20 protein-coding genes are annotated in these 22,596 nt (G+C 61.5%); 13 read left to right on the forward strand and 7 right to left on the reverse strand.

The genetic code is table 11. The features are described from left to right. Nucleotides 1–130: 130 nt before the first annotated feature. From AC07OF_RS00965 to aspA, 3 genes are all read right to left on the reverse strand, one after another. On the reverse strand, nt 131–1,123 hold the full coding sequence (locus AC07OF_RS00965; protein WP_157190564.1) for an AraC family transcriptional regulator: 993 nt from the start codon (nt 1,121–1,123) through the stop codon (nt 131–133). Between the two features lie 58 nt (nt 1,124–1,181). Next, the gene (locus tag AC07OF_RS00970) at nt 1,182–2,174 is read right to left on the reverse strand and encodes an asparaginase (protein ID WP_157190563.1); all 993 of its coding nucleotides are present in this window, start codon (nt 2,172–2,174) and stop codon (nt 1,182–1,184) included. A 162-nt stretch (nt 2,175–2,336) separates the two neighbouring features. After that, nucleotides 2,337–3,761, reverse strand: a complete 1,425-nt coding sequence (gene aspA, locus AC07OF_RS00975; protein WP_038615998.1) for an aspartate ammonia-lyase — start codon at nt 3,759–3,761, stop codon at nt 2,337–2,339. A gap of 178 nt (nt 3,762–3,939) precedes the next feature. On the opposite strand from aspA, the gene AC07OF_RS00980 reads away from it, so the two are divergent. The 5 genes from AC07OF_RS00980 to AC07OF_RS01000 all read left to right on the forward strand — a co-directional run bounded on the left by AC07OF_RS00980 (nt 3,940) and on the right by AC07OF_RS01000 (nt 7,548). Beyond that, the gene (locus AC07OF_RS00980) at nt 3,940–4,845 is read left to right on the forward strand and encodes a LysR substrate-binding domain-containing protein (protein ID WP_157190562.1); all 906 of its coding nucleotides are present in this window, start codon (nt 3,940–3,942) and stop codon (nt 4,843–4,845) included. 201 nt (nt 4,846–5,046) lie between these two features. Then, on the forward strand, nt 5,047–5,538 hold the full coding sequence (purE, locus tag AC07OF_RS00985) for a 5-(carboxyamino)imidazole ribonucleotide mutase (RefSeq protein WP_038615995.1): 492 nt from the start codon (nt 5,047–5,049) through the stop codon (nt 5,536–5,538). 10 nt (nt 5,539–5,548) lie between these two features. After that, the gene (locus AC07OF_RS00990; protein ID WP_157190561.1) at nt 5,549–6,631 is read left to right on the forward strand and encodes a 5-(carboxyamino)imidazole ribonucleotide synthase; all 1,083 of its coding nucleotides are present in this window, start codon (nt 5,549–5,551) and stop codon (nt 6,629–6,631) included. A gap of 93 nt (nt 6,632–6,724) precedes the next feature. Beyond that, nucleotides 6,725–6,970 (forward strand): GlsB/YeaQ/YmgE family stress response membrane protein, encoded by a 246-nt coding sequence (locus AC07OF_RS00995; RefSeq protein WP_157190560.1) that lies wholly within the window; start codon nt 6,725–6,727, stop codon nt 6,968–6,970. 44 nt (nt 6,971–7,014) lie between these two features. Then, complete coding sequence (locus AC07OF_RS01000; protein WP_198325387.1) at nt 7,015–7,548, forward strand: DUF3299 domain-containing protein; 534 nt, start codon at nt 7,015–7,017, stop codon at nt 7,546–7,548. Between the two features lie 98 nt (nt 7,549–7,646). Here AC07OF_RS01000 and AC07OF_RS01005 read toward each other — a convergent pair whose 3' ends face one another. Together AC07OF_RS01005 and AC07OF_RS01010 are read right to left on the reverse strand one after the other, a co-directional pair. Further along, entirely contained in the window at nt 7,647–8,543 is an 897-nt protein-coding gene (locus tag AC07OF_RS01005; protein WP_157190558.1) for a D-hexose-6-phosphate mutarotase, read from the reverse strand. A gap of 72 nt (nt 8,544–8,615) precedes the next feature. Next, nucleotides 8,616–9,017: an acyl-CoA thioesterase gene (locus AC07OF_RS01010; RefSeq protein ID WP_009402429.1), complete on the reverse strand. Its 402-nt coding sequence runs from the start codon at nt 9,015–9,017 to the stop codon at nt 8,616–8,618. 373 nt (nt 9,018–9,390) lie between these two features. Between AC07OF_RS01010 and AC07OF_RS01015 the strand changes: the two genes are divergently transcribed. The 8 genes from AC07OF_RS01015 to AC07OF_RS01050 all read left to right on the forward strand — a co-directional run bounded on the left by AC07OF_RS01015 (nt 9,391) and on the right by AC07OF_RS01050 (nt 19,781). After that, entirely contained in the window at nt 9,391–10,680 is a 1,290-nt protein-coding gene (locus tag AC07OF_RS01015) for an MFS transporter (protein ID WP_157190557.1), read from the forward strand. 161 nt (nt 10,681–10,841) lie between these two features. Further along, a complete protein-coding gene (locus AC07OF_RS01020) occupies nt 10,842–11,840 on the forward strand; it encodes a phosphate ABC transporter substrate-binding protein PstS (protein WP_038615983.1) in 999 nt (332 codons plus the stop codon). Nucleotides 11,841–11,979: 139 nt separating this feature from the next. Continuing rightward, a complete protein-coding gene (locus AC07OF_RS01025; protein ID WP_157190556.1) occupies nt 11,980–14,268 on the forward strand; it encodes an ABC transporter permease subunit in 2,289 nt (762 codons plus the stop codon). Between the two features lie 17 nt (nt 14,269–14,285). Continuing rightward, nucleotides 14,286–15,956, forward strand: a complete 1,671-nt coding sequence (pstA, locus tag AC07OF_RS01030; RefSeq protein WP_157190555.1) for a phosphate ABC transporter permease PstA — start codon at nt 14,286–14,288, stop codon at nt 15,954–15,956. Nucleotides 15,957–16,041: 85 nt separating this feature from the next. Next, nucleotides 16,042–16,875, forward strand: a complete 834-nt coding sequence (gene pstB, locus AC07OF_RS01035) for a phosphate ABC transporter ATP-binding protein PstB (protein ID WP_107024483.1) — start codon at nt 16,042–16,044, stop codon at nt 16,873–16,875. Between the two features lie 56 nt (nt 16,876–16,931). Continuing rightward, complete coding sequence (gene phoU / locus AC07OF_RS01040) at nt 16,932–17,690, forward strand: phosphate signaling complex protein PhoU (protein WP_038615977.1); 759 nt, start codon at nt 16,932–16,934, stop codon at nt 17,688–17,690. Between the two features lie 162 nt (nt 17,691–17,852). Then, entirely contained in the window at nt 17,853–18,755 is a 903-nt protein-coding gene (locus AC07OF_RS01045; protein WP_157190554.1) for a response regulator, read from the forward strand. A gap of 129 nt (nt 18,756–18,884) precedes the next feature. After that, nucleotides 18,885–19,781: a peptidoglycan DD-metalloendopeptidase family protein gene (locus tag AC07OF_RS01050; RefSeq protein WP_495072492.1), complete on the forward strand. Its 897-nt coding sequence runs from the start codon at nt 18,885–18,887 to the stop codon at nt 19,779–19,781. 6 nt (nt 19,782–19,787) lie between these two features. On the opposite strand, the gene AC07OF_RS01055 is transcribed toward AC07OF_RS01050, so the two are convergent. After that, a complete protein-coding gene (locus tag AC07OF_RS01055) occupies nt 19,788–21,128 on the reverse strand; it encodes a hemolysin family protein (RefSeq protein WP_157190552.1) in 1,341 nt (446 codons plus the stop codon). A gap of 115 nt (nt 21,129–21,243) precedes the next feature. Next, nucleotides 21,244–22,518 carry a phosphate regulon sensor histidine kinase PhoR gene (gene phoR / locus AC07OF_RS01060; RefSeq protein WP_262405455.1) on the reverse strand — a complete coding sequence of 425 codons (1,275 nt, stop codon included), beginning with the start codon at nt 22,516–22,518 and terminating at the stop codon, nt 21,244–21,246. Between the last annotated feature and the right edge of the window lie 78 nt (nt 22,519–22,596).

Below are 22,596 nucleotides of genomic sequence, written 5' to 3' on the forward strand. Positions count from 1 at the left end.
GGGTCACTGGCATGGGTCCATTGTTGATGGATCGGCCCCGGCGCAGAACGGCGGAAACGGCCAAAAGGGGATCGATATGGCCAAGCCTGGATGTCCGGATATCGCCCCTACGCGGCAAGCTGAGCGCTCGTCAGGCGCGGAAATGACTTGGCGCTACGCCGCTCCAGCGCAGAAATGCATGGCGGAAACTGGCGGTTTCGCTGAAACCCAGCGCTTCGGCAATTTGATAGATCGGCAGCTGGTCTTCGGCCAGCAACTGTTTGGCTCGCTCGAATCGTAGCTCGTCGAGCAACTGCTGGTAGCTGCTGCCCAGCTCCTGCAGATGCCGGCGCAATGTGCGTGATGAGCAGTTCATCTGTTTTGCCAGGCCTTCCAGCCCGGGCGCGGCATCCAGTTGATCGAGCAGCAACTGACGGATGCGCCCGAGCCACGCCTGGCGACCGGTGAACTCCAGGTTCTGCCGGCGGCAGCGTTCGCTCATGGCCCGGTGAGTGATCTGGTCGGCCAATGGCAAGGGCATATCCAGCCAGCGGCGCTCGAAGGCAAAGGCATTGTCGCTGGCCTCGAAGTGCAGCGGGCAGTTGAAGGTTTCAGCGTACAGCGCCTGGTAATCGGGAGCGGTGTGGACAAAGCGCGACGCCAGCAGCGGCAGCGATTGCCCGAGCAGGTCATCACAGATGACTTTCAACGAGGTCAGACAGAACTCGGCGTTGAACGCCGCCAGGTGAGGGGCTTCGCGATAATTGCTGGCGCTGAACCAGATACGCTCGCCGTCGTCGATCAGGCGCAGCTGGAAAAGTGTTCCCAGCAGCGCCGGATATTGCATGGCCAGGCGCAAAGCGTCACCTAAGGTGGCACTGGAGAGCAGGGCGTAACCGAGCATGCCGTAGCAGGAAACATGCATGCGCCGACCCAGTTCCAGGCCCACTTCACGGCGCCGCGCCACGGCGTTGGCGCACACCAGCAGCTCCTGGCGCGTGGTGATGCGCGAATCGGCGCGGCCCAGGTCGGCCGGGCTGATGCCGCTACCGTCGAGCAGCGCCGCAGCGTCTACGTCGTCATCCTTGAAGGCCTGTAGCACCAGCGACACGGCGTTGAGGGTGGTGAGGTGTGAGTGGAGCATGTCTGGCTTCCTGCTGAAGGGCTACCGGCAAGCGAGCAATATGCGTGCCTTGCCGGGGTCAGCGCAGTTCGCCACACAGGTCGAGCTCGATCAGGCGGCGTATGTCTGCCATCGGCAAGCCGGCGCCAAGCAGCAGTTGCAACTTGCCGAACGCCGCTTCGCGGGTCATCCCGCCTCCCGACAACACCCCGGCCTGACGCAGGCGGCTGCCGGCTTCATAGACACCCAGCTCGACCCCGCCTTCATGGCACTGGGTGATTGCCAGCACCACGACCCCGCGCGCTTGCGCTTGCGCCAGGGCATCGAGAAAGTCCGTATTGTCAGCCGGTCCGGTACCGCTGCCGAAGCATTCCAGGATCAGGCCCTGTGCACCGCTGTCGAGCGCCGCTTGCAACAGCGCGGCGCCGAAGCCCGGTACCAGTGGCAGGACGGCGACCGTGGCGGTTTGTTTTGGCTGCCGATAGTCGAGTTCACTTGGCAAAGGCTGCACGTTGGCGGCACCACCGAAGCGCTTGAGCGTGACGAACGGGTGCCGGCCAAAGCTGCGCACCTTGGCGGTGCGGTTGGGTTCGAGCAGTTCGCCATGAAAATACAGCTGCACACCTGCAGCGACCCCTTGGGCCAGAGCCAGCAGGGCGCCGACCAGGTTTTCCCAGGCATCGCTGTCGGCAACCCCGGCCGGCAGCATCGAGCCGGTGAACAACACAGGTGCTTGCAGGCCGAGGAGCTGGAAGCTCATGGCGGCAGCGCTGTAGGCGAGGGTATCGGTGCCGTGCAGGATCAGTACGGCATCGCAGCCTTGCGCATCGACAGCCTCGATCACCGCCGCGCGCAGGCGCTGCCAGTACTCGGGCGTCATGTTGGCGCTGTCGATCAGCGGCTGCATTTCGCGGAACTGCCAGTGCGGGATATCGGCACGTCCGGCCAGTTGCTCACGCATCCGCTGCTCGAAACCCGAGGCCGGGGCCAGGCCGTTGGCGCTGGCCTGCATGCCGATGGTGCCACCGGTATACAGCACCATGATGTTGCGAGCGGGGTGTGCGGTTGCCATGGGCTGTCTCCGTGATCGGCTTATAGTTAGCTGCTCACAGTACGTCATGCTGTCAACGATATGCCACAGGCATAAAAAAAGGGCCCGGGGAGTGATCCCTGGGCCCTCAAAAGGTGAGAGGTGTCTAGTCCCTCGACCTGGTGAGCGGTGTTACAGCATCGGTTACGCCTTCAGCGGCACCAGACGCGGAGCAATCATGTTTTCCGGACGCAGGATATCGTTGAGCATCTCTTCGTCCAGCAGGCCTTCCTCGCGGACCAGTTCCAGCACACCACGGCCGCTTTCCAGGGCGATGGCAGCGATACGGGTGGCGTTTTCGTAGCCGATGTACGGGTTCAGGGCGGTGACCAGGCCGATCGAGTGTTCGACCAGTTCACGGCAGCGCTGTTCGTTGGCGGTGATGCCGACGATGCAGTGTTCGCGCAGCATGTCCATGGCGCGTTGCAGCAGGCGGATCGAATCGAAGATCTTGTAGGCGATCAGCGGTTCCATCACGTTCAGTTGCAGCTGGCCGCCTTCGGCAGCGACGGTCAGGGCCAGGTCGTTGCCCATGATGGCGAAGGCCACCTGGTTAACGGCTTCCGGGATTACCGGGTTGACCTTGCCTGGCATGATCGAGCTGCCTGGCTGACGCGCTGGCAGGTTGATCTCGTTGATGCCGGTACGCGGGCCGCTGGACAGCAGGCGCAGGTCGTTGCAGATCTTCGACAGCTTGACCGCAGTACGCTTGAGCATGCCCGAGAACAGGACGAAGGCGCCCATGTCCGAGGTGGCTTCGATCAGGTCGGCAGCCGGTACCAGCGGCTGGCCGCTGATGGTTGCCAGGCGCTGGACGGCCAGCATCTGGTAGCCCGGGTCGGCGTTGATGCCGGTACCGATGGCGGTACCGCCCAGGTTGATTTCGGTCAGCAGCTCTGGCGCCAGGGAACGCAGACGGTTGAGGTCTTCGGTCATGGTGGTGGCGAAGGCGCGGAATTCCTGGCCCAGGGTCATCGGCACGGCGTCCTGCAGCTGGGTACGGCCCATCTTCAGTACGTGGTCGAATTCCTTGCCCTTGGCGGCGAAGGCCTGAATCAGGCTGTCGAGGCTGGCCAGCAGCGCATCGTGACCGAGCAGCAGACCCAGACGGATCGCAGTCGGGTAGGCGTCGTTGGTCGACTGCGCCATGTTCACGTCGTTGTTCGGGTGCAGGTACTTGTACTCGCCCTTCTGGTGGCCCATGGCCTCCAGCGCGATGTTGGCGATTACTTCGTTGGCGTTCATGTTGGTAGAAGTACCAGCACCGCCTTGAATCATGTCGACCACGAACTGCTCGTGGTAGTCACCGCGGATCAGACGGGCGCAAGCCTCGCTGATGGCGGCGTGCTTGGCATCGCTCAGGTGACCCAGCTCACGGTTGGCGTCAGCAGCAGCCTGCTTGACCATCGCCAGGGCGACAACCAGTTTAGGGTAGTGCGACAGCGGAACACCGGAGAGGTGGAAGTTGTTGGCAGCGCGCAGGGTCTGGATGCCGTAGTAGGCATCAGCTGGGACTTCAAGGGTGCCAAGCAGGTCTTTTTCGACGCGGAACGATGCAGCAGCGGACATGATAAATATCATCTCGTGTTAGGCCCGGCACATGCCGGAATGGCGCCAATCCTAGGCCTGCGCCGATTTTGCGGCCAATGCTGTTGCACGCTAACCTATGCACAAACGGCATAATGGTTGATGTGACGCCAACCGACATTCGAGCGTGTGCCATTTTGGTGCATGCCTGGAGAGACAGATGAACCTCGAAAGCAAATGGCTGGAAGACTTCAGTGCCCTGGCGGCGACCCGTAGCTTTTCCCAGGCGGCCGAGCGCCGCTTTGTGACCCAGCCGGCCTTCAGCCGCCGTATTCGCAGCCTTGAGGCCGCGCTGGGGCTGACCCTGGTCAACCGCTCGCGCACGCCGATCGAACTGACGGCGGCCGGCCAATTGTTCCTGGTGACGGCGCGCACTGTGGTCGATCAGTTGGGTGAAGTCCTGCGCCATCTGCATCATCTGGAAGGCGGGCAGGGCGAGGTGATTCAGGTGTCGGCCGCTCACTCCCTGGCGCTGGGGTTCTTCCCGCGCTGGATCGCCCAGTTGCGCAACGATGGTCTGAACATCGCCACGCGGCTGGTGGCCACCAACGTTGGCGATGCGGTGCACGCCCTGCGTGAAGGCGGTTGCGACTTGATGCTGGCGTTCTACGACCCGGATGCCGCGTTGCAGATGGACGCGGAAATTTTCCCGTCGTTGCATATGGGCAACACCGAAATGCTCCCGGTGTGCGCCGCCGACGCCGAAGGCAAGCCGTTGTTCGATCTCGAAGGCGAGGGCAGTGTGCCGTTGCTGGCCTATAGCGCCGGGGCGTTTCTCGGCCGCTCGGTCAATTTGCTGCTGCGCCAGCGCAATCTGCGATTTACCACAGTGTACGAGACGGCTATGGCCGACAGCCTCAAGAGCATGGCGCTGGAAGGCCTGGGCATCGCCTGGGTGCCGCGACTGTCGGCGCGCGCCGAGCTTGAGCGGGGTGAGCTGGTGATCTGTGGCGGCAGCCAGTGGCACGTGCCGCTGGAAATCCGTCTGTATCGCTGCGCGCTGGTGCGCAAAGCCAACGTGCGCTTGCTCTGGCGCAAGCTGGAGGGCGGGCCGGCAACGGCTTGACTCAAAAGTCAGCCAAAGCCCCGAAAAATAAGGCCGACAGTTGGTCGTCAGGGTGCATCAAAAGCGCGGCTTTGCGGTATACTGCGCGGCCTTCGGTCGGTTTCCCCCGACCCTAATTCGTATAACAAGCCACGCCGGTTGTCCCGCGTGGCTTGTTGTTTTTTGACGCGCCTGCGGGCGCCCAAGAGAAGAGGCTCGACGATGAGTGCACTGGTTGGCGTGATCATGGGCTCCAAGTCCGATTGGTCCACCCTTAGCCACACCGCCGATATGCTGGAAAAACTCGGCATTCCCTACGAGGTCAAGGTGGTTTCCGCCCACCGCACCCCGGACTTGCTGTTCCAGTATGCCGAAGAGGCTGAAGGCCGTGGCATTGAGGTGATCATCGCCGGAGCCGGTGGCGCTGCCCACTTGCCAGGCATGTGTGCGGCCAAGACCCACCTGCCTGTCCTGGGCGTACCGGTGCAGTCGTCGATGCTCTCCGGTGTCGATTCGCTGCTGTCGATCGTACAGATGCCAGCCGGTATTCCGGTTGCCACCCTGGCCATCGGCAAGGCCGGTGCGATCAACGCCGCGCTGCTCTCGGCGAGCATCCTCGGGGCCAAGCACCCGCAGTTCCACACGGTGCTGAAGCAGTTCCGCGCTGAGCAGACAGACAACGTTCTGGACAATCCAGATCCGCGCCAGGCCTGAGGTCAAAAGCATGAAAATCGGTGTAATCGGTGGCGGCCAGTTGGGTCGCATGTTGGCCCTGGCAGGAACGCCGCTGGGCATGAACTTCGCCTTCCTCGACCCGGCTCCGGACGCTTGCGCCGCGCCACTGGGCGAGCACCTGCGTGCCGATTACGGCGACCAGGACCACCTGCGCCAGTTGGCCGACGAAGTCGATCTGGTGACCTTCGAGTTCGAAAGCGTCCCAGCTGAAACCGTGGCCTTCCTGTCGCAATTCGTTCCGGTCTATCCGAGTGCCGAATCGCTGCGCATCGCCCGCGATCGCTGGTTCGAAAAGAGCATGTTCAAGGACCTGGGCATTCCGACCCCGTCGTTTGCCGACATCCAGTCGCAAGCCGACCTGGACGCCGCGGTGGCCAGCATCGGCCTGCCGGCCGTGCTCAAGACCCGCACCCTGGGTTATGACGGAAAAGGCCAGAAAGTGCTGCGAACTGCCGAGGATGTTGTAGGCACCTTCGCCGAACTCGGCAGCGTGCCATGCCTGCTGGAAGGCTTCGTGGCGTTCACCGGTGAAGTCTCGTTGATCGCCGTGCGTGCCCGTGATGGCGAAACCCGTTTCTACCCGTTGGTGCACAACACCCACGAGAACGGCATCCTGCGCCTGTCGGTCGCCAGTGAAGACCACATGCTGCAGAACCTGGCCGAGGACTACGCCGGTCGCGTGCTCAAGCAGCTCGACTATGTCGGCGTGCTGGCCTTCGAGTTCTTCGAAGTCGACGGTGGTCTCAAAGCCAACGAGATCGCCCCACGGGTGCACAACTCCGGGCACTGGACCATCGAAGGCGCCGAGTGCAGCCAGTTCGAAAACCACCTGCGTGCCGTGGCCGGCCTGCCGCTGGGTTCGACCGCCAAGGTCGGCGAAAGCGCCATGCTCAACTTCATCGGCGAAGTACCGGCGGTAGACAAGGTGGTTGCCATCGACGAATGCCACCTGCATCACTACGGCAAGGCCTTCAAGGTCGGGCGCAAGGTGGGTCATGCCACCCTGCGTTGTGACGACATGGCCACCCTGGAACAGAAGATCCAGCAGGTCGAAGCCCTGATCCAGGGCTGAAGGGAACCTTCCTTCTTCGCGGTCCCTCTGATGGCGGGATGCCAAAGCGCTGACTAGGCTTTGGCATGCGCCATTTCACTCAGAGGGATTGCCATGGGTATCATCGGAACCATCTTCATCGGCCTGATCGTCGGTCTGCTGGCACGCTTCATCAAGCCCGGCGACGACAGCATGGGCTGGATCATGACCATTCTCCTCGGCATTGCCGGTTCGCTCGCAGCGACCTACGGCGGCCAGGCGCTGGGCATCTACCGGGCCGGCGAGGGCGCAGGTTTTCTCGGTGCGCTGGTGGGCGCGGTCGTCCTTCTGGTGATCTACGGTATGGTCAAAAAGAACTGATGGCAGGCTAGAATGCTCGGCAATTTCCGTTGCCGAGCATTCTCATGCGCCGTGTATTACTGCTTTCACTGTTGCTCATCAGCAGCCTGGCCCGCGCTGAACTGGCGGAAACCGACTGGCTGGAGCTGATGCCCAAGTCGGACCAGAAAGCCCTTGAGCTGATGCCCGAGATCGACCACAACACCCCGGAAGCCATGGGCACCTTCACCGAGAAGGGTGGCATGAAGCAGGCCAAGGGCCTGCCGGCGGTGATGTATTCGAACAAGACCGTCGCTGCCATGAACGGCAAGCAGATCCGTTTGGGTGGCTATCCAGTGCCGCTGGAAACTGATGCCAAGGGCAACAGTACGCTGTTCTTTCTCGTGCCTTATCCGGGGGCCTGCATCCACGTACCGCCACCGCCACCTAACCAGCTGGTGCTGGTTCGGTATCCCAAAGGTTTGAAGCTCGACGATATCTATACGCCATTGTGGGTCAACGGCACGTTGAAGATCGAGAAAGTCAGCAATGATCTGGCCGACGCCGCTTATGCCATGGATGCGGCCAAGGTGCGGGTAGTGGAAGACGCCGATTTGTAAACGCTACTCCTGTGGGAGCTGGCCTTGCCGGCGATGAGGCCAGTTCAGTCGGCGACCGCTTCGCGCTCGATCGCCGGCAAGGCCAGCTCCCACAGGGTCTAGAGATTTTCGCTGGCAATGCTGACACTCAGCGAATGCGTTGCCCCAGGTGCCAGCGTCACCACGTCGTCCCAGACGTTCGCAGTCTCGATACACAGCATGCGCTGCCAGCCATCATCGGCCATGTCCGGCAGTTCGGCCGCGCGCGCGATCCACGGGTTCCAGATCACCGCCGAGCGTGAACCGCTGCTGTTCAGGCGAATGCGCCGGTTCCAGTTCGGGTCGACAATGCTCAACTGCTCAGGCGCCTGCAGGTAGATGCGGTCAGTCTCACCGGCAAAACCCAGGTTGCCTTGCTGTACGCGTTGTTCCCAGTCAGCCAGGGTTTCGATATAGCCCAGGCCATCGACACCTTCTACCTGCACCTCGCGCACATCGCTGACTGCAAAGTAGCTGTGCAGCGCCTGGCTGATGGTGACCGGAACGTTGTCGAGGTTGTAGCTGGTGAGGGTGATAGTCAGCTGTTCGCCCATGACGATGCTCAACTTGAGCTCGACATTGTGCGGCCAGCCGGGGAGGTCGCCCTGGGTTTCCGGCAGGGTAAATTCAACCCGGACACTGTCGCCGCTGCCTTCGATGCTCAGCAGTTGCCAGTCGCGACCACGCACCAGGCCATGGGCCGGTGCGTCTTCACCGCGATACATGGCCTGCACAGCTGCGGGGTTACGCTTGAGGTTGCCGAACCAGGGCCAGCACACCGGAACCCCGGCGCGCACGGATTTGCCCTGCTTGAAGATGGCCTGCTCGCTGAGCCACAGCAAAGGCGGCTCGCCGAGCCGCTGATAACTCAGGACCTGCGCGCCCTGCTGGGCTACCAGCAGTTCGGCAGTGTCGCTGGTGATGCGCCAGCAATTGAGCTCGCCGTGCTGTTCGGATTCGACCTTGGGTGTGGACATGCGCTTGATCTCGTTGGTTTGCCGTACGGTTTTCGACCGCTTGCATACCTTCGAGTTTACCGCGCAGGCGTGTCAGCGACGAGGAGGAACCGAACGGGTGCGGCCGCTGCCATCAATGGCAACGAACACGAACACAGCCTCGGTGACCTTGCGCCATTCGCTGGACAGCGGATCGTCGCTCCACACCTCGACCATCATCTGGATCGAGCTACGGCCAATTTCCAGGGTCTGGGTATAAAAGGACAACTGCGCGCCAACGGCCACAGGGACCAGGAAGGCCATACGGTCGATCGCCACGGTTGCCACCCGGCCACCGGCGACACGACTGGCCATGGCGGTGCCGGCCAGGTCCATCTGGGCGACTAGCCAGCCGCCGAAAATGTCGCCGAAACCGTTGGTTTCACGCGGTAATGCAGTGATCTGCAAGGCCAGGTCGCCTTGCGGGATAGGATCTTCTTGTTCGAGTTCAATCATGCCGGGGGTGCCTCTGACCCGTGACGCTTCGTTGGTTGGCGCTATGACAGACGCCTCGAAAAACGATTCAGCACAACTATTCTACGCTGCTTTCGCTTTGCCAGGCGGCGAAGGGAAACTCTGCGAAACCGACTAAGCATATCTAGCGGCGTTTTCGCACAACATCCTTCAGAAGGCGCAACCTTTTCCTACAGGCGGCCAGTATATAGAGCGAAAAGCGCAGCGACGACCATGCAGTCATGAATAGTTGTATTGAATATGTACTGCTATGTGCTTTTTCCGGCAATTTGCTATGGTTTGGGGCTTCCCAGGCCGTAACCCGCGTCACAGGCGGCCTGCAGTATCAATAAAGCTATACCAATAAGAGATACCTATGACTTCCGTGCCCGGCAGTATCGCGCAGCCTTCGCGGCCGCTCACCCGCAGTGACTACAAAACTCTGTCGCTTTCCGCCCTGGGCGGTGCGCTGGAGTTCTACGATTTCATTATTTTCGTGTTCTTCGCCACCGTGGTCGGCAAGCTGTTCTTTCCCGCCGACATGCCGGAATGGCTACGGTTGATGCAAACGTTTGGTATTTTTGCCGCCGGCTACCTGGCGCGGCCGCTGGGCGGGATCGTCATGGCCCACTTTGGCGACCTGCTGGGACGTAAGAAGATGTTCACCCTGAGCATCTTCATGATGGCCGTGCCGACCCTGATCATGGGCCTGCTGCCGACCTACGCACAGATCGGCATGTGGGCGCCGATCCTGCTGTTGCTGATGCGGGTGATCCAGGGCGCGGCGATTGGTGGTGAAGTGCCGGGCGCCTGGGTGTTTGTGTCCGAGCATGTGCCGGCACGCAACACTGGCTACGCCTGTGGCACCCTGACGGCCGGGCTGACCTCCGGGATTCTGCTCGGCTCGCTGGTGGCAACCTTGATCAACAGCATCTACAGCCCGCAGGAAGTTGCCGACTACGCCTGGCGAATTCCTTTCCTGCTGGGTGGGGTGTTCGGCTTCTTCGCTGTGTACTTGCGCCGCTGGCTGCACGAAACCCCGGTGTTTGCCGAGATGCAGGCGCGCAAGGCGCTGGCTGAAGAAGTCCCCCTGCGTGCGGTGTTGCGTGACCACCGTGGCGCCATCGTCATCTCGATGTTGCTGACCTGGCTGCTGTCGGCCGGCATCGTGGTGGTGATCCTGATGACTCCGGCCTTGCTGCAGAGCCTGTATCAGGTCAGCCCGACCGATTCGCTGAAGGCCAACAGCCTGGCCATCGTCCTGCTCAGCTTCGGCTGCATCGGCACTGGCGCGCTGGCTGATCGCCTGGGCGCCGGCCGGGTATTCATTGTCGGCAGCCTGCTGTTGCTGGCGTCGTCCTGGACCTTCTACCATAGCCTGCCAACCCACCCTGAGTGGATGTTCCCGCTGTATGCCCTGACGGGGCTGTGCGTGGGTATTGTCGGTGCGGTGCCGTATGTCATGGTCAAAGCGTTCCCGCCGGTGGTGCGCTTCAGTGGTCTGTCTTTTTCCTACAACCTGGCTTACGCAATTTTCGGTGGTCTGACGCCGATGGTGGTCACCGCACTGCTCAAGTTCAGCCCCATGGCACCGGCCTACTACGTCGCTGGCATCTGCACCATTGGTCTGCTGGTGGGTATCTATCTGTTGGCGAAAAAACGCTGAAAGCGCTCTAAACCAACCCTCGCAACATTTTGAAAAGGCCATCCCCGGATTTCGGTGATGGCCTTTCATCTAATTGTCACATTCGGTTCATAGAGTAGTCATACGGCCTGCAGATACTTGGGCCCGATCCATCTCACCCCAAATTCTGCTAGGAGCAAGGCATGAAACTGAAGCGTTTGATGGCGGCCCTGACTTTCGTCGCCGCTGGCGTTGCCACCGCCAATGCGGTTGCCGCTGTTGACCCTGCTATTCCGACCTACACCAAGACCACCGGTGTGTCGGGCAACCTCTCCAGCGTCGGTTCCGATACCCTGGCGAACCTTATGACTCTGTGGGCTGAGGCCTACAAGAAGGAATACCCGAACGTAAACATCCAGATTCAGGCTGCCGGTTCCTCCACCGCGCCACCGGCGCTGACCGAAGGCACCGCCAACCTCGGCCCGATGAGCCGCAAGATGAAGGACGTCGAGCTGCAGGCGTTCGAACAGAAGTACGGCTACAAGCCAACCGCCATCCCGGTTGCCGTCGACGCCCTGGCCGTATTCGTGCACAAGGACAACCCGATCAAAGGCCTGACCATGGCCCAGGTCGATGCGATCTTCTCCTCGACCCGTCTGTGCGGCGCCAAAGCCGATGTGAAAACCTGGGGTGATCTGGGTGTGACCGGCGACCTGGCCAACAAGCCGGTGCAACTGTTCGGTCGTAACTCGGTATCCGGCACCTACGGCTACTTCAAGGAAGAAGCCCTGTGCAAAGGTGACTTCAAGCCTAACGTCAACGAACAACCTGGCTCGGCTTCGGTCGTGCAGTCGATCAGCAGCTCGCTGAACGGCATCGGTTACTCGGGCATCGGCTACAAGACCGCCAGCGTCAAGACCGTACCTCTGGCCAAGAAGGAAGGTGGCGCATTCGTTGAAGACAACGAAGCCAACGCCCTGAACGGCACCTACCCGCTGTCGCGTTTCCTCTACGTCTACGTCAACAAGGCGCCGAACAAGCCTCTGGCCCCGCTGGAAGCCGAGTTCGTCAAACTGGTTCTGTCGCAAGCAGGCCAGCAGGTTGTCGTGAAGGACGGTTACATCCCGCTGCCTGCCAAAGTGGCTGAAAAAGCCCTGGCGGACCTGGGTCTGAACCACAACGGCAACGTTGCAAAGAAGTAACTGAAGGTTCGGCGGGACCCGGTCAATGACCCGGTTTCGCCACTAATTGCGAGTCCGCTGCCAGGACCACTGAGCGGCGGGCTTTTTTGCGTCACTGCATTGTCATGTTTTTGTCATACGGGACCGCTAGGGTGTGCGCATGAATGATCTGGCCAACTCCACAATGACCCAAAATTCTCCCCCCGTGCGGATTGACTTCAATACGCCCGAACTGCAACGCAAGCGCCGCATGCGTGCGCTCAAGGATCGCCTGACCCGCTGGTATGTACTGGTGGGCGGGCTTGCCGTGCTGGCAGCGATCACCTTGATCTTCTTCTACCTGGCCTATGTGGTCGTGCCGCTGTTCCAGGGCGCCACGCTGACCAGCAAGAAAGCGCTGGAGCCGACCTGGCTGAGCCAGGATGCCGGCAAGCCGCTGATGATTGCCCTGGAAGAGCAGAACCTGGTGGGGATGCGGGTTTCCGACAAGGGCCAAGCGCTGTTCTTCGACACCAAGAGCGGTGCCGAGCTCAAACGCGTTGACCTGCCAGTACCGGCAGGTACTCAGGTGACCTCTATTGGCGCCGATCAGCCGGGTAACCCGCTGGTGGTGCTGGGCTTGTCCAACGGTCAGGCGCTGGCGTTCAGCCACAGCTACAAGATCACTTACCCGGACAACAAGAAAACCATCACCCCGGCCATCGACTTCCCTTATGGCCAGGAGCCGTTCGTGCTCGATGAGCAGGGCCGGGCGCTGGAGCACGTCAGCCTCAATGTGAATGGCGAGACCCTGGTGGTTGCCGGTTCCACTGGCGCGCACCTGCAGGTGGTATCGCTGAGCCGCGAAGAAAACATGATGACCGGTGAGGTCACCAGCGAGCAGAACCGCATTGACCTGCCGCAGATGACTGAACCGGTCAAAGCGATCTTCATCGACCCGCGTCAGCAGTGGCTGTATGTGATCAACGGCCGGGCCCAGGCGGATGTCTTCAGCCTGCGTGAAAAGAGCCTCAATGGCCGTTACAAACTGCTCGACGACGGTAATGCCGAAGTCACCGCCAGCAATCAGCTGGTGGGTGGTATCTCGCTGATCATCGGCGACTCCAAAGGCGGCCTGGCCCAGTGGTTCATGGCCCGCGATCCGGATGGCGAGCAGCGCTTCAAGCGCATTCGCGAGTTCCAGATGGGCACTGCACCGATCGTGCAGATCGATGCCGAAGAGCGCCGCAAGGGCTTCGTTGCCCTGGATGCCGCCGGCAAGCTTGGTGTGTTCCACAGTACCGCGCACCGTACCCTGCTGGTCGAGTCGGTAGCCGAAGGCGCAGGCGTTCTGGCGCTGTCGCCACGGGCCAACCGCATCATCGTCGAAGAGGGCGGCAAGCTGCTGCCACTGACGCTGAAGAACCCGCACCCGGAAGTGTCCTGGAGCGCGTTGTGGAGCAAGGTCTGGTACGAGAACTATGACGAGCCGAAGTACGTCTGGCAGTCCACCGCCTCGAACACCGACTTCGAACCCAAGCTGAGCCTCTCGCCGCTGACCTTCGGTACCCTGAAAGCTGCGTTCTACGCGATGATCCTGGCGGCTCCGCTGGCGATTGCCGCAGCCATCTACACCGCTTACTTCATGGCCCCGGGCATGCGCCGCAAGGTCAAGCCGGTGATCGAGCTGATGGAGGCGATGCCGACAGTAATCCTCGGTTTCTTCGCCGGCCTGTTCCTGGCGCCGTACCTGGAAGGCCACCTGCCGGGTGTATTCAGCCTGTTCCTGCTGATGCCGATCGGCATCCTGGTCGCCGGCTTCGCCTGGAGCCGCCTGCCTGAGTCGATTCGCCTGCGGGTTCCGGATGGCTGGGAATCGGCGATCCTGATCCCGGTCATCCTGCTGACCGGCTGGTTCGCCCTGTACATGAGCCCACTTCTGGAGACCTGGTTCTTCGGTGGTGACATGCGCCTGTGGATCACCAATGACCTGGGTATCACCTACGACCAGCGCAACGCCCTGGTAGTCGGTATCGCCATGGGCTTCGCGGTGATTCCGAACATCTACTCGATTGCCGAAGACGCCGTGTTCAGCGTGCCGCGCAGCCTGACCCTGGGCTCCCTGGCACTCGGTGCAACGCCATGGCAGACCCTGACCCGTGTGGTCATCCTGACCGCCAGCCCGGGTATTTTCTCGGCGCTGATGATCGGTATGGGCCGTGCGGTCGGTGAAACCATGATCGTCCTGATGGCCACCGGCAACACCCCGGTCATGGAAATGAACCTGTTCGAAGGTATGCGCACCCTGGCCGCCAACGTTGCGGTGGAAATGCCGGAATCGGAAGTCGGTGGCAGCCATTACCGCGTGCTGTTCCTCGCTGCGCTGGTGCTGTTGATGTTCACCTTCGTGATGAACACCTTGGCCGAGCTGATTCGCCAGCGTCTGCGCAAGAAATACTCGTCGCTTTGATAGAAAGGTAGAGATCCGTGAAAAAGGATTCCCTCAAAAGCTGGTTCAAGAGCGGCGCCCCCGGCGTCTGGATCAGCGGTGGCGCCGTCGCCATCGCGGTGATCATGACCATCGGTCTGCTCTCTGTGATCGCTGTGCGCGGCCTCGGCCACTTCTGGCCGGCCGACCTGGTCCAGGCCACCTACAAGGTGCCTGGCCAGGCCGACCACGTCGTCGTCGGCGAAGTGGTGCAGAAGGAAGAAGTGCCGCTGGCACGTCTGAAAGGGGCCGGCCTGCCGGTCCCGGAGAACGGCCCTGAGTTCATGACCCGTGAGCTGATCAAGGTCGGCAACCGCGACCTCAACGGCAGCGACTTCACCTGGGTGGTCGGCGATTGGCTGACCGACCTGCAGACGCCGGTCGAGTTGATTGCCCTGGAACGTCGTGAGTGGGGCAACTTCTACGGCTACCTGGTCAGCGTCAAGGAAAACGGCAAGGTCGTCGCCGAAGGGCAGGCGGCCTGGTCCGAACTGCAAGCGCGCCTCAAGCGTGCCGACAAGCTGGCTGGCGAGCTGCAGAAGCTTGAGAAGAAGGACATCGGTGCCATCAACTACGGCCTTGAGCGTCTGCGTCTGCACGCTCGCAAGCTGGAACTCGACGGCAAACTGGATGCCGCCGCCCAGGCTGACATGGACGCCGAACGCGCCGAGCTGAACAACCGCTACAAGGCCATCGAAGAGCGTCTGGGCAACCTGCATCAGGACTTTGGTCGCGACAGCCTGGTGGCAAAGGATGGCAACGGTCGTGAAGTCGAGATCAACCTGAGCAAGGTGGTTCACGCTTACCAGCCGAACGGCATGGGCTTCTTCACCAAGATGGGCGTGTATTTCGCCAAGGTCTGGGAGTTTCTTAGCGACGACCCGCGTGAAGCCAACACCGAAGGCGGGATCTTTCCTGCAATCTTCGGTACCGTGATGATGACCCTGATCATGGCCGTGATCGTCACCCCGTTCGGCGTGCTGGCGGCGGTGTACCTGCGTGAATATGCGCGCCAGGGGCCGGTGACCCGCCTGATCCGTATCGCCGTGAACAACCTCGCCGGTGTTCCGGCCATCGTTTACGGTGTGTTCGGTCTGGGCTTCTTCGTCTATGTACTGGGTGGCTCGCTCGACCGCCTGTTCTTCCCTGAGGCGTTGCCAGCGCCAACCCTGGGTACTCCGGGCCTGCTCTGGGCCTCGCTGACCCTGGCGCTGCTGGCGGTACCGGTGGTGATCGTGGCCACTGAAGAAGGCCTGGCGCGTATCCCGCGTACGGTTCGCGAAGGTTCGCTGGCGCTCGGTGCAACCAAGGCCGAGACCCTGTGGAAGATCGTCCTGCCGATGGCCAGCCCGGCGATGATGACCGGCATGATCCTCGCCGTGGCCCGCGCCGCTGGTGAAGTGGCGCCGCTGATGCTGGTGGGTGTAGTGAAACTGGCGCCATCGCTGCCTGTGGACGGCAACTACCCGTACCTGCACCTGGACCAGAAGATCATGCACCTGGGCTTCCACATCTATGACGTCGGCTTCCAGAGCCCGAACGTCGAGGCCGCGCGGCCACTGGTATACGCCACTGCATTGCTGTTGGTGCTGGTGATCGCCACGCTCAACCTGTCGGCCGTATGGATTCGTAACCACCTGCGCGAGAAGTACAAGGCGCTGGACAGCTGATCGAAACACCCTTTTTGCAAGTGCCGCCCGTGTGTTGTACCGGGCGGTTCGATGAAACGAAATTGATAGCGTATGGAGTCTGACCATGCAGCAAGAATCCCACGCCCACGGCATCGATATGTCGGCCCTGGGTCGTACCAAGCAGAGCCTGCAACTGGCCGATGAAACCGTGGCCATCGAAGTGCCTGGCCTGAGCCTGTACTACGGCGAGAAACAAGCCCTGTTCGACGTCAGCATGAACATCCCGAAACAGCGCGTGACCGCCTTCATCGGCCCGTCCGGCTGCGGTAAGTCGACCTTGCTGCGCACCTTCAACCGCATGAACGACCTGGTTGACGGTTGCCGTGTCGAGGGTGCGATCAACCTGTACGGCAACAACATCTACCGCAAGGGCGAGGACGTGGCCGAACTGCGTCGCCGGGTCGGCATGGTGTTCCAGAAGCCCAACCCGTTCCCCAAGACCATCTATGAAAACGTGGTCTACGGCCTGCGTATCCAGGGTATCAACAAGAAGCGCGTGCTCGATGAGGCCGTGGAATGGGCACTCAAGGGCGCGGCCCTGTGGGAGGAGGTCAAGGACCGCCTGCACGAGTCGGCCCTGGGCCTGTCCGGTGGTCAGCAGCAGCGTCTGGTGATTGCCCGCACCATCGCTGTGGAGCCAGAAGTGCTGCTGCTCGACGAACCGTGCTCGGCTCTGGACCCGATCTCGACGCTGAAGGTCGAAGAGCTGATCTACGAACTGAAGTCCAAGTACACCATCGTCATCGTTACCCACAACATGCAGCAGGCGGCGCGGGTTTCCGATTACACCGCCTTCATGTACATGGGCAAGCTGGTCGAGTTCGGTGACACTGACACGCTGTTCACCAATCCGGCGAAGAAGCAGACCGAAGACTACATCACCGGTCGGTATGGCTAGGATTCAACGACTGAACGCCGCCTGACAGCACTTACCGGACGCTCCAAGGATTTCTCATGATCAACAAAGACAGCCTTACCCACCACATCTCCCAGCAGTTCAACGCCGAACTCGAGGAGGTCCGCAGTCACCTCCTGGCGATGGGCGGTCTGGTCGAGAAACAGGTCAATGACGCGGTCACCGCGCTGATCGAGGCCGACTCGGGCCTGGCCCAGCAAGTGCGCGAAGTCGACGAGCAGATCAACCAGATGGAGCGCAACATCGACGAGGAATGCGTGCGCATTCTCGCCCGTCGTCAGCCGGCCGCTTCCGACCTGCGTCTGATCATCAGCATTTCCAAGTCGGTGATCGACCTGGAGCGCATCGGTGACGAATCGACCAAGATCGCCCGCCGCGCCATTCAGTTGTGCGAAGAAGGCGAGTCGCCGCGCGGCTACGTCGAAGTTCGGCACATCGGCGACCAGGTGCGCAACATGGTCCGCGATGCGCTGGATGCCTTTGCCCGTTTCGACGCCGACCTGGCGCTGTCGGTGGCTCAGTACGACAAGACCATCGACCGCGAGTACAAGACCGCGCTGCGCGAGCTGGTCACCTACATGATGGAAGATCCGCGTTCGATCTCGCGGGTACTCAGCGTGATCTGGGCCTTGCGTTCACTGGAGCGGATCGGCGACCACGCACGCAACATCTCCGAGCTGGTGATCTACCTGGTGCGCGGTACCGATGTGCGTCACCTGGGCCTCAAGCGCATGAAAGAAGAGGTCGAGGGTGGCAGCGAAAAGGCTAATGTTCCGGCTGAAACTGACGATAAGTAAGACTGCCCCGAGAACGAACGCCCGGCCCTGGCCGGGCGTTTTCGTTTGCGGTCGAGCACCTCAAGGCAGCCGCGAACGAAACCACGAGTCCCGGCGTGAGCCAATGTTTGGCAAATGGCCATTAGTCAGCGTTATGCTAGTCGGGATTCAATAGGAGTGGCGATGAGTAAAGTCAGTGTGTTGGTTGTGGATGATGCGCCGTTCATTCGCGACCTGGTGAAGAAGTGTCTGCGCAACTATTTCCCGGGAATTGTCATCGAAGACGCGGTCAACGGTCGCAAGGCCCAGACATTGCTGGCGCGTGAAGCCTTTGACCTGGTCCTGTGCGACTGGGAAATGCCGGAAATGTCCGGGTTGGAGCTGCTGACCTGGTGCCGTCAGCAGGAGTCGATGAAGACGTTGCCGTTCATCATGGTGACCAGCCGCGGCGACAAGGAAAACGTGGTTCAGGCAATCCAGGCCGGTGTTTCTGACTTCGTCGGCAAGCCGTTCACCAATGAGCAATTGCTGACCAAGGTGAAGAAGGCCCTGACCAAGGTTGGCAAGCTCGATACCTTGCTGGCCAGCGCCCCGACGCGTGCCAATTCGGCTTTTGCCAACGACTCGCTGAGCGCCCTCACCGGTGGCCGTGCCGAGACGGTAAAACCGGCAGCAGCGGCTGCTCCGGTGGCGGCGGCCAAGCCACTGATCAATGCGCCCAAGCCCACTGCTGCCGCTGCCGCACCTGCGGGGCGTGGCCAAGGTCAGCTGCGTCTGCCAAACGGTGTGCAGCCGTGCGTGATCAAGGCCCTGAGCCTCAAGGAGGCGCTGCTGGTGGTCCGCCGTGGCGACACCCTGCCACAGGTGCTCGAAGGCGCTGTGCTCGATCTGGAGCAGGGTGAAAACGCCGAAGTCGCCCGCCTCAATGGTTACCTGCATGCTGTGGTGGCGCTGGAGCCGAAGCCGGACAGCGACTGGTTGCAGCTGACCTTCAAGTTCGTCGATCAGGATGCGCAGAAGCTGGACTACCTGTCGCGGTTGATTGCCCGTGGTACGGCGCAGAAGCATTTCGTACCGGGAGCCTGACCCGCAGGATTGGTAGGAGCGGATAAATCCGCTCCTACACCGCTCGTCTTCTGAAACACCTCCACCATCCCTCCGGCAAAATCTGCTGCTAGTCTTCGACAGACTTCAACTGTCAAAAAGCCACTAACCATGCAGGCACATTCGCTGCTGTTCTGCGCCTTGCTCGTGGCTTGCAGCCCGACTCTGGCCTCGACCTTCTACAAAAGCACCGATACCAACGGTGTGGTCTCGTATTCCGACCGGCCACTGCCTGGCGCAAAGGCCTTTGTTTTCCGCGACCAAATGGTCGAGCAGCTGGAAGGTCAGGTGAAACTGCACGCCATCAAGTTCGCCAGCGGCGTGAGCTTCAGCGCCCGCAACGACACCCATGCGCCGGTGGAGGTGGAGCTGCGCCTGGAGCGTCTGGGTAACGCCAAGGGCGCAGGTACGCGGCTTGTCCGGCGTGTGGTGCCTGCGCGTGCGGCAGTGCTGCTGACCGTGGTCAACACACTGCAAGCGGACCTGCCGGTGAGTTATCAGGAGAAGTTCACCTACGCCCTGGGCAACCCGGCACAGCGCCAGCAGGCCTTTAAATATCCGCTGCCATGGCGCGGTGGGCCTTTTCGCGTGACCCAGGGGGCCAACGGCAGTTACAGCCATTTTGGCCCCAAGAGCCGCTATGCCATGGACATCGCCATGCCGGAAGGTACGCCGATCATTGCTTCACGAGCGGGTACCGTGATCAAGACCGAAAACAACCAGAGCGGGCGCGGAACGCACCCGGCGGGCAATTTCGTGCGGATTCTGCATGACGACGGCACCATGGGTGTCTATCTGCACCTGATGCGTGGTTCTGTGGTGGTTCGCGAGGGACAGCGGGTGGTCTACGGGAGTGCGCTGGCAAAATCCGGCAACACCGGCAACAGCACTGGCCCGCACCTGCATTTTGTCGTGCAGCGCAACGTCGGGCTGGCGCTGGAGTCGATTCCTTACCAGTTCAACCAGCCTGTCGGCGGGTTGCCGAACTTTACCGCCGGCAACCCCTGAGGCGGCTCAATCGAGCTTGAGCACCTTGGCCAGGACAATCTTCGGGCCTTTCATCTTCTTGATGATGATGCGCAGGCCTTCGACTTCCAGTTGCTCCTCTTCTTCCGGTACCCGCTTGAGGGTCTCGTAGACCAGACCGGCGAGGGTTTCCGCCTCGATATGGTCCAGGTCCACGCCGAGCAGGCGCTCGACCTTGAACAGCGGTGTGTCGCCACGTACCAGCAGCTTGCCTGGCTGGTAGGCGAGGATGCCGCGCTCGGCCTTGCGGTGTTCGTCCTGGATGTCACCGACCAGCACTTCCAGCACGTCTTCCATGGTCAGGTAGCCAATGACCTTGCCATCGGCTTCCTCGACCAGGGCGAAGTGCGCGCCGCCTTTGCGGAACTCTTCGAGCAGGTGGGCCAGAGGCATGTGGCGGGACACGCGCTCCAGCGGCCGGGTCAATTCGGCAAGGTTGAAGGATTCGGGGATGTGCTCCAGATCGGCCAGCTCCAGCAGCAGATCCTTGATATGCAGCAGGCCGATGAACTCACCGCGCGTGGCATCGAACACCGGGTAGCGACTGAATTTGTGCCGGCGGAACATCGCCAGGATTTCCTTGAGCGGCGCATGGGCGTCGAGGCAGACCATGTCTTCACGGGAGTTGGCCCAGTCGACCACCTCCAGTTCACCCATTTCCACTGCCGATGCCAGTACGCGCATGCCCTGGTCGCTGGGGTCCTGGCCACGGCTGGAGTGCAGGATCAACTTCAGTTCGTCGCGGCTGTAATGGTGCTCGTGATGCGGGCCGGGTTCACCCTGGCCGGCGATGCGCAAAATGGCGTTGGCACTGGCGTTGAGCAGGTAGATGGCCGGGTACATCAGCCAGTAGAACAGGTACAGCGGTACCGCAGTCCACAGCGACAGCAGTTCGGGTTTGCGGATCGCCCAGGACTTGGGCGCCAGTTCACCAACCACGATGTGCAGGTAGGAAATCACGAAGAAGGCGCTGAAGAACGACACCGCTTTGATGACTTCCGGCGACTCTACGCCGACAGCGGCCAGCAGCGGTTCGAGCAGATGCGCAAAGGCCGGCTCACCGACCCAGCCCAGACCCAGCGAAGCGAGGGTGATGCCCAGCTGGCAGGCCGAGAGATAGGCGTCCAGCTGGTTGTGCACGGTGCGCAGGATTTGCCCGCGCCAGCCATGCTGCACGGCAATCGACTCGACCTTGGTCGAGCGCAATTTGACCATGGCGAACTCGGCGGCAACGAAAAAGCCGTTGAGCAGCACCAGCAGCAGAGCAAAAAGAATCATGCCGAAATCGGCGAAAAGTGAGGCGAAGCTAATACCAGGGGAAGGGTCCATGATGGGGTTTTACGGGGTCCGTCATCTGAAAAAAGAAAGAAATGCCGTGCCAGCATTCGCTGGCACAAGTCCGCCAATGTAGCGGGTGAGGGCGCGGTTGCCTAGGGGCGAGGCCTCAGGAAGCCAGGCGCTGGGCAATCTGCACGGGGGCGAAATGGCAGGTGAAGGTGCTGCCGTGGCCGGGTACGCTGCTGATCTCCAGGCGTGCGCGGTGACGCAACAGTACGTGCTTGACGATCGCCAGGCCAAGGCCGGTGCCGCCGGTATTGGAGGCGCGGCTGGAGTCGACCCGGTAGAAACGCTCGGTCAGGCGTGGCAAGTGCTTGGCGTCAATGCCGATACCCGAGTCCTGAACGCTGAGGTGCGCGCCCTGTTCGTCGGCCCACCAGCGAATGCGGATCTGTCCTTCGTCCTGGGTGTATTTGACCGCATTGAAAATCAGATTGGAGAACGCGCTGCGCAGCTCGGCCTCACTGCCCTTGAGGAAAATACCGGGTGTGGTTTCCAGGCTGATGCGCTGGTTACGCTGGCCCGACAACGCCTGGGCATCGCCCTTGATCGATTGCAGCAAGGCTTCAACCGCTACCGGCTGGTTGTCCGAGGGGTAATCGGTGGCTTCCAGCTTGGCCAGCAACAGCAGGTCATTGAGCAGGGTCTGCATGCGCCCGCCTTGTTGCTGCATTTGCTGCAGGGCGCGGACCCAGCGCGGATTCACGTCCTCGACATTGTCGAGCAGGGTTTCCAGGTAGCCGGCGATCACCGTCAGCGGCGTGCGCAGTTCATGCGAGACGTTGGCAACGAAATCCTTGCGCATCTGTTCGAGCTGGTGGATACGGGTGACGTCGCGTACCAGCATCAGGTGCTCGTTGTTGCCATAGCGGGTGATATGCAGCTGCACGCGCAGGCGGTCGTTGATCGGCGAAGGGATCTCCAGCGGTTCGAGGTAGTTCTCCTGCTCGAAGTACTCCTTGAAGCGTGGGTGGCGCACCAGGTTGGTGACTGGCTGGCCGCTGTCCTGTGGGGTTTTCAGGCCCAGCAGGGTTTCGGCGGCGCGGTTCCACCACTCCAGGTTGCCGTCGCTGTCGAGCATGATCACCGCGTCCTTGAGCGCGGCGGTGGACTCCTGCACGCGGTCGATCACCGCCTGCAGGCGGCCACGCACGCGCTGGTCGCGGCGTTGCAGGTGATAGATGCTGTCGAACACCTCGCCCCACAGGCCATAGCCATCAGGCGGTGCTTCGTCGGGTTTGTGCAGCCGCAACCATTCATGCAGGCGCAGCAGTTGCTTGAGGGTCCAGCCCAGGTAGAGCGCCAGGCCCAGGGCCAGGCTCCAGCCGTAATAGCCGCTGATCAGGCCGACCAGCAGGCAGGCGCTGATCAATAGCAGCATGTGGCGAATCAGGGTGCCATGCCAGTTCTGGTTCAATTAACGACGCGTCCTTTCCAATACCTTGGGCCTGATATAGCG

The organism is Pseudomonas sp. GW821-FHT10B02 (assembly GCF_059415665.1).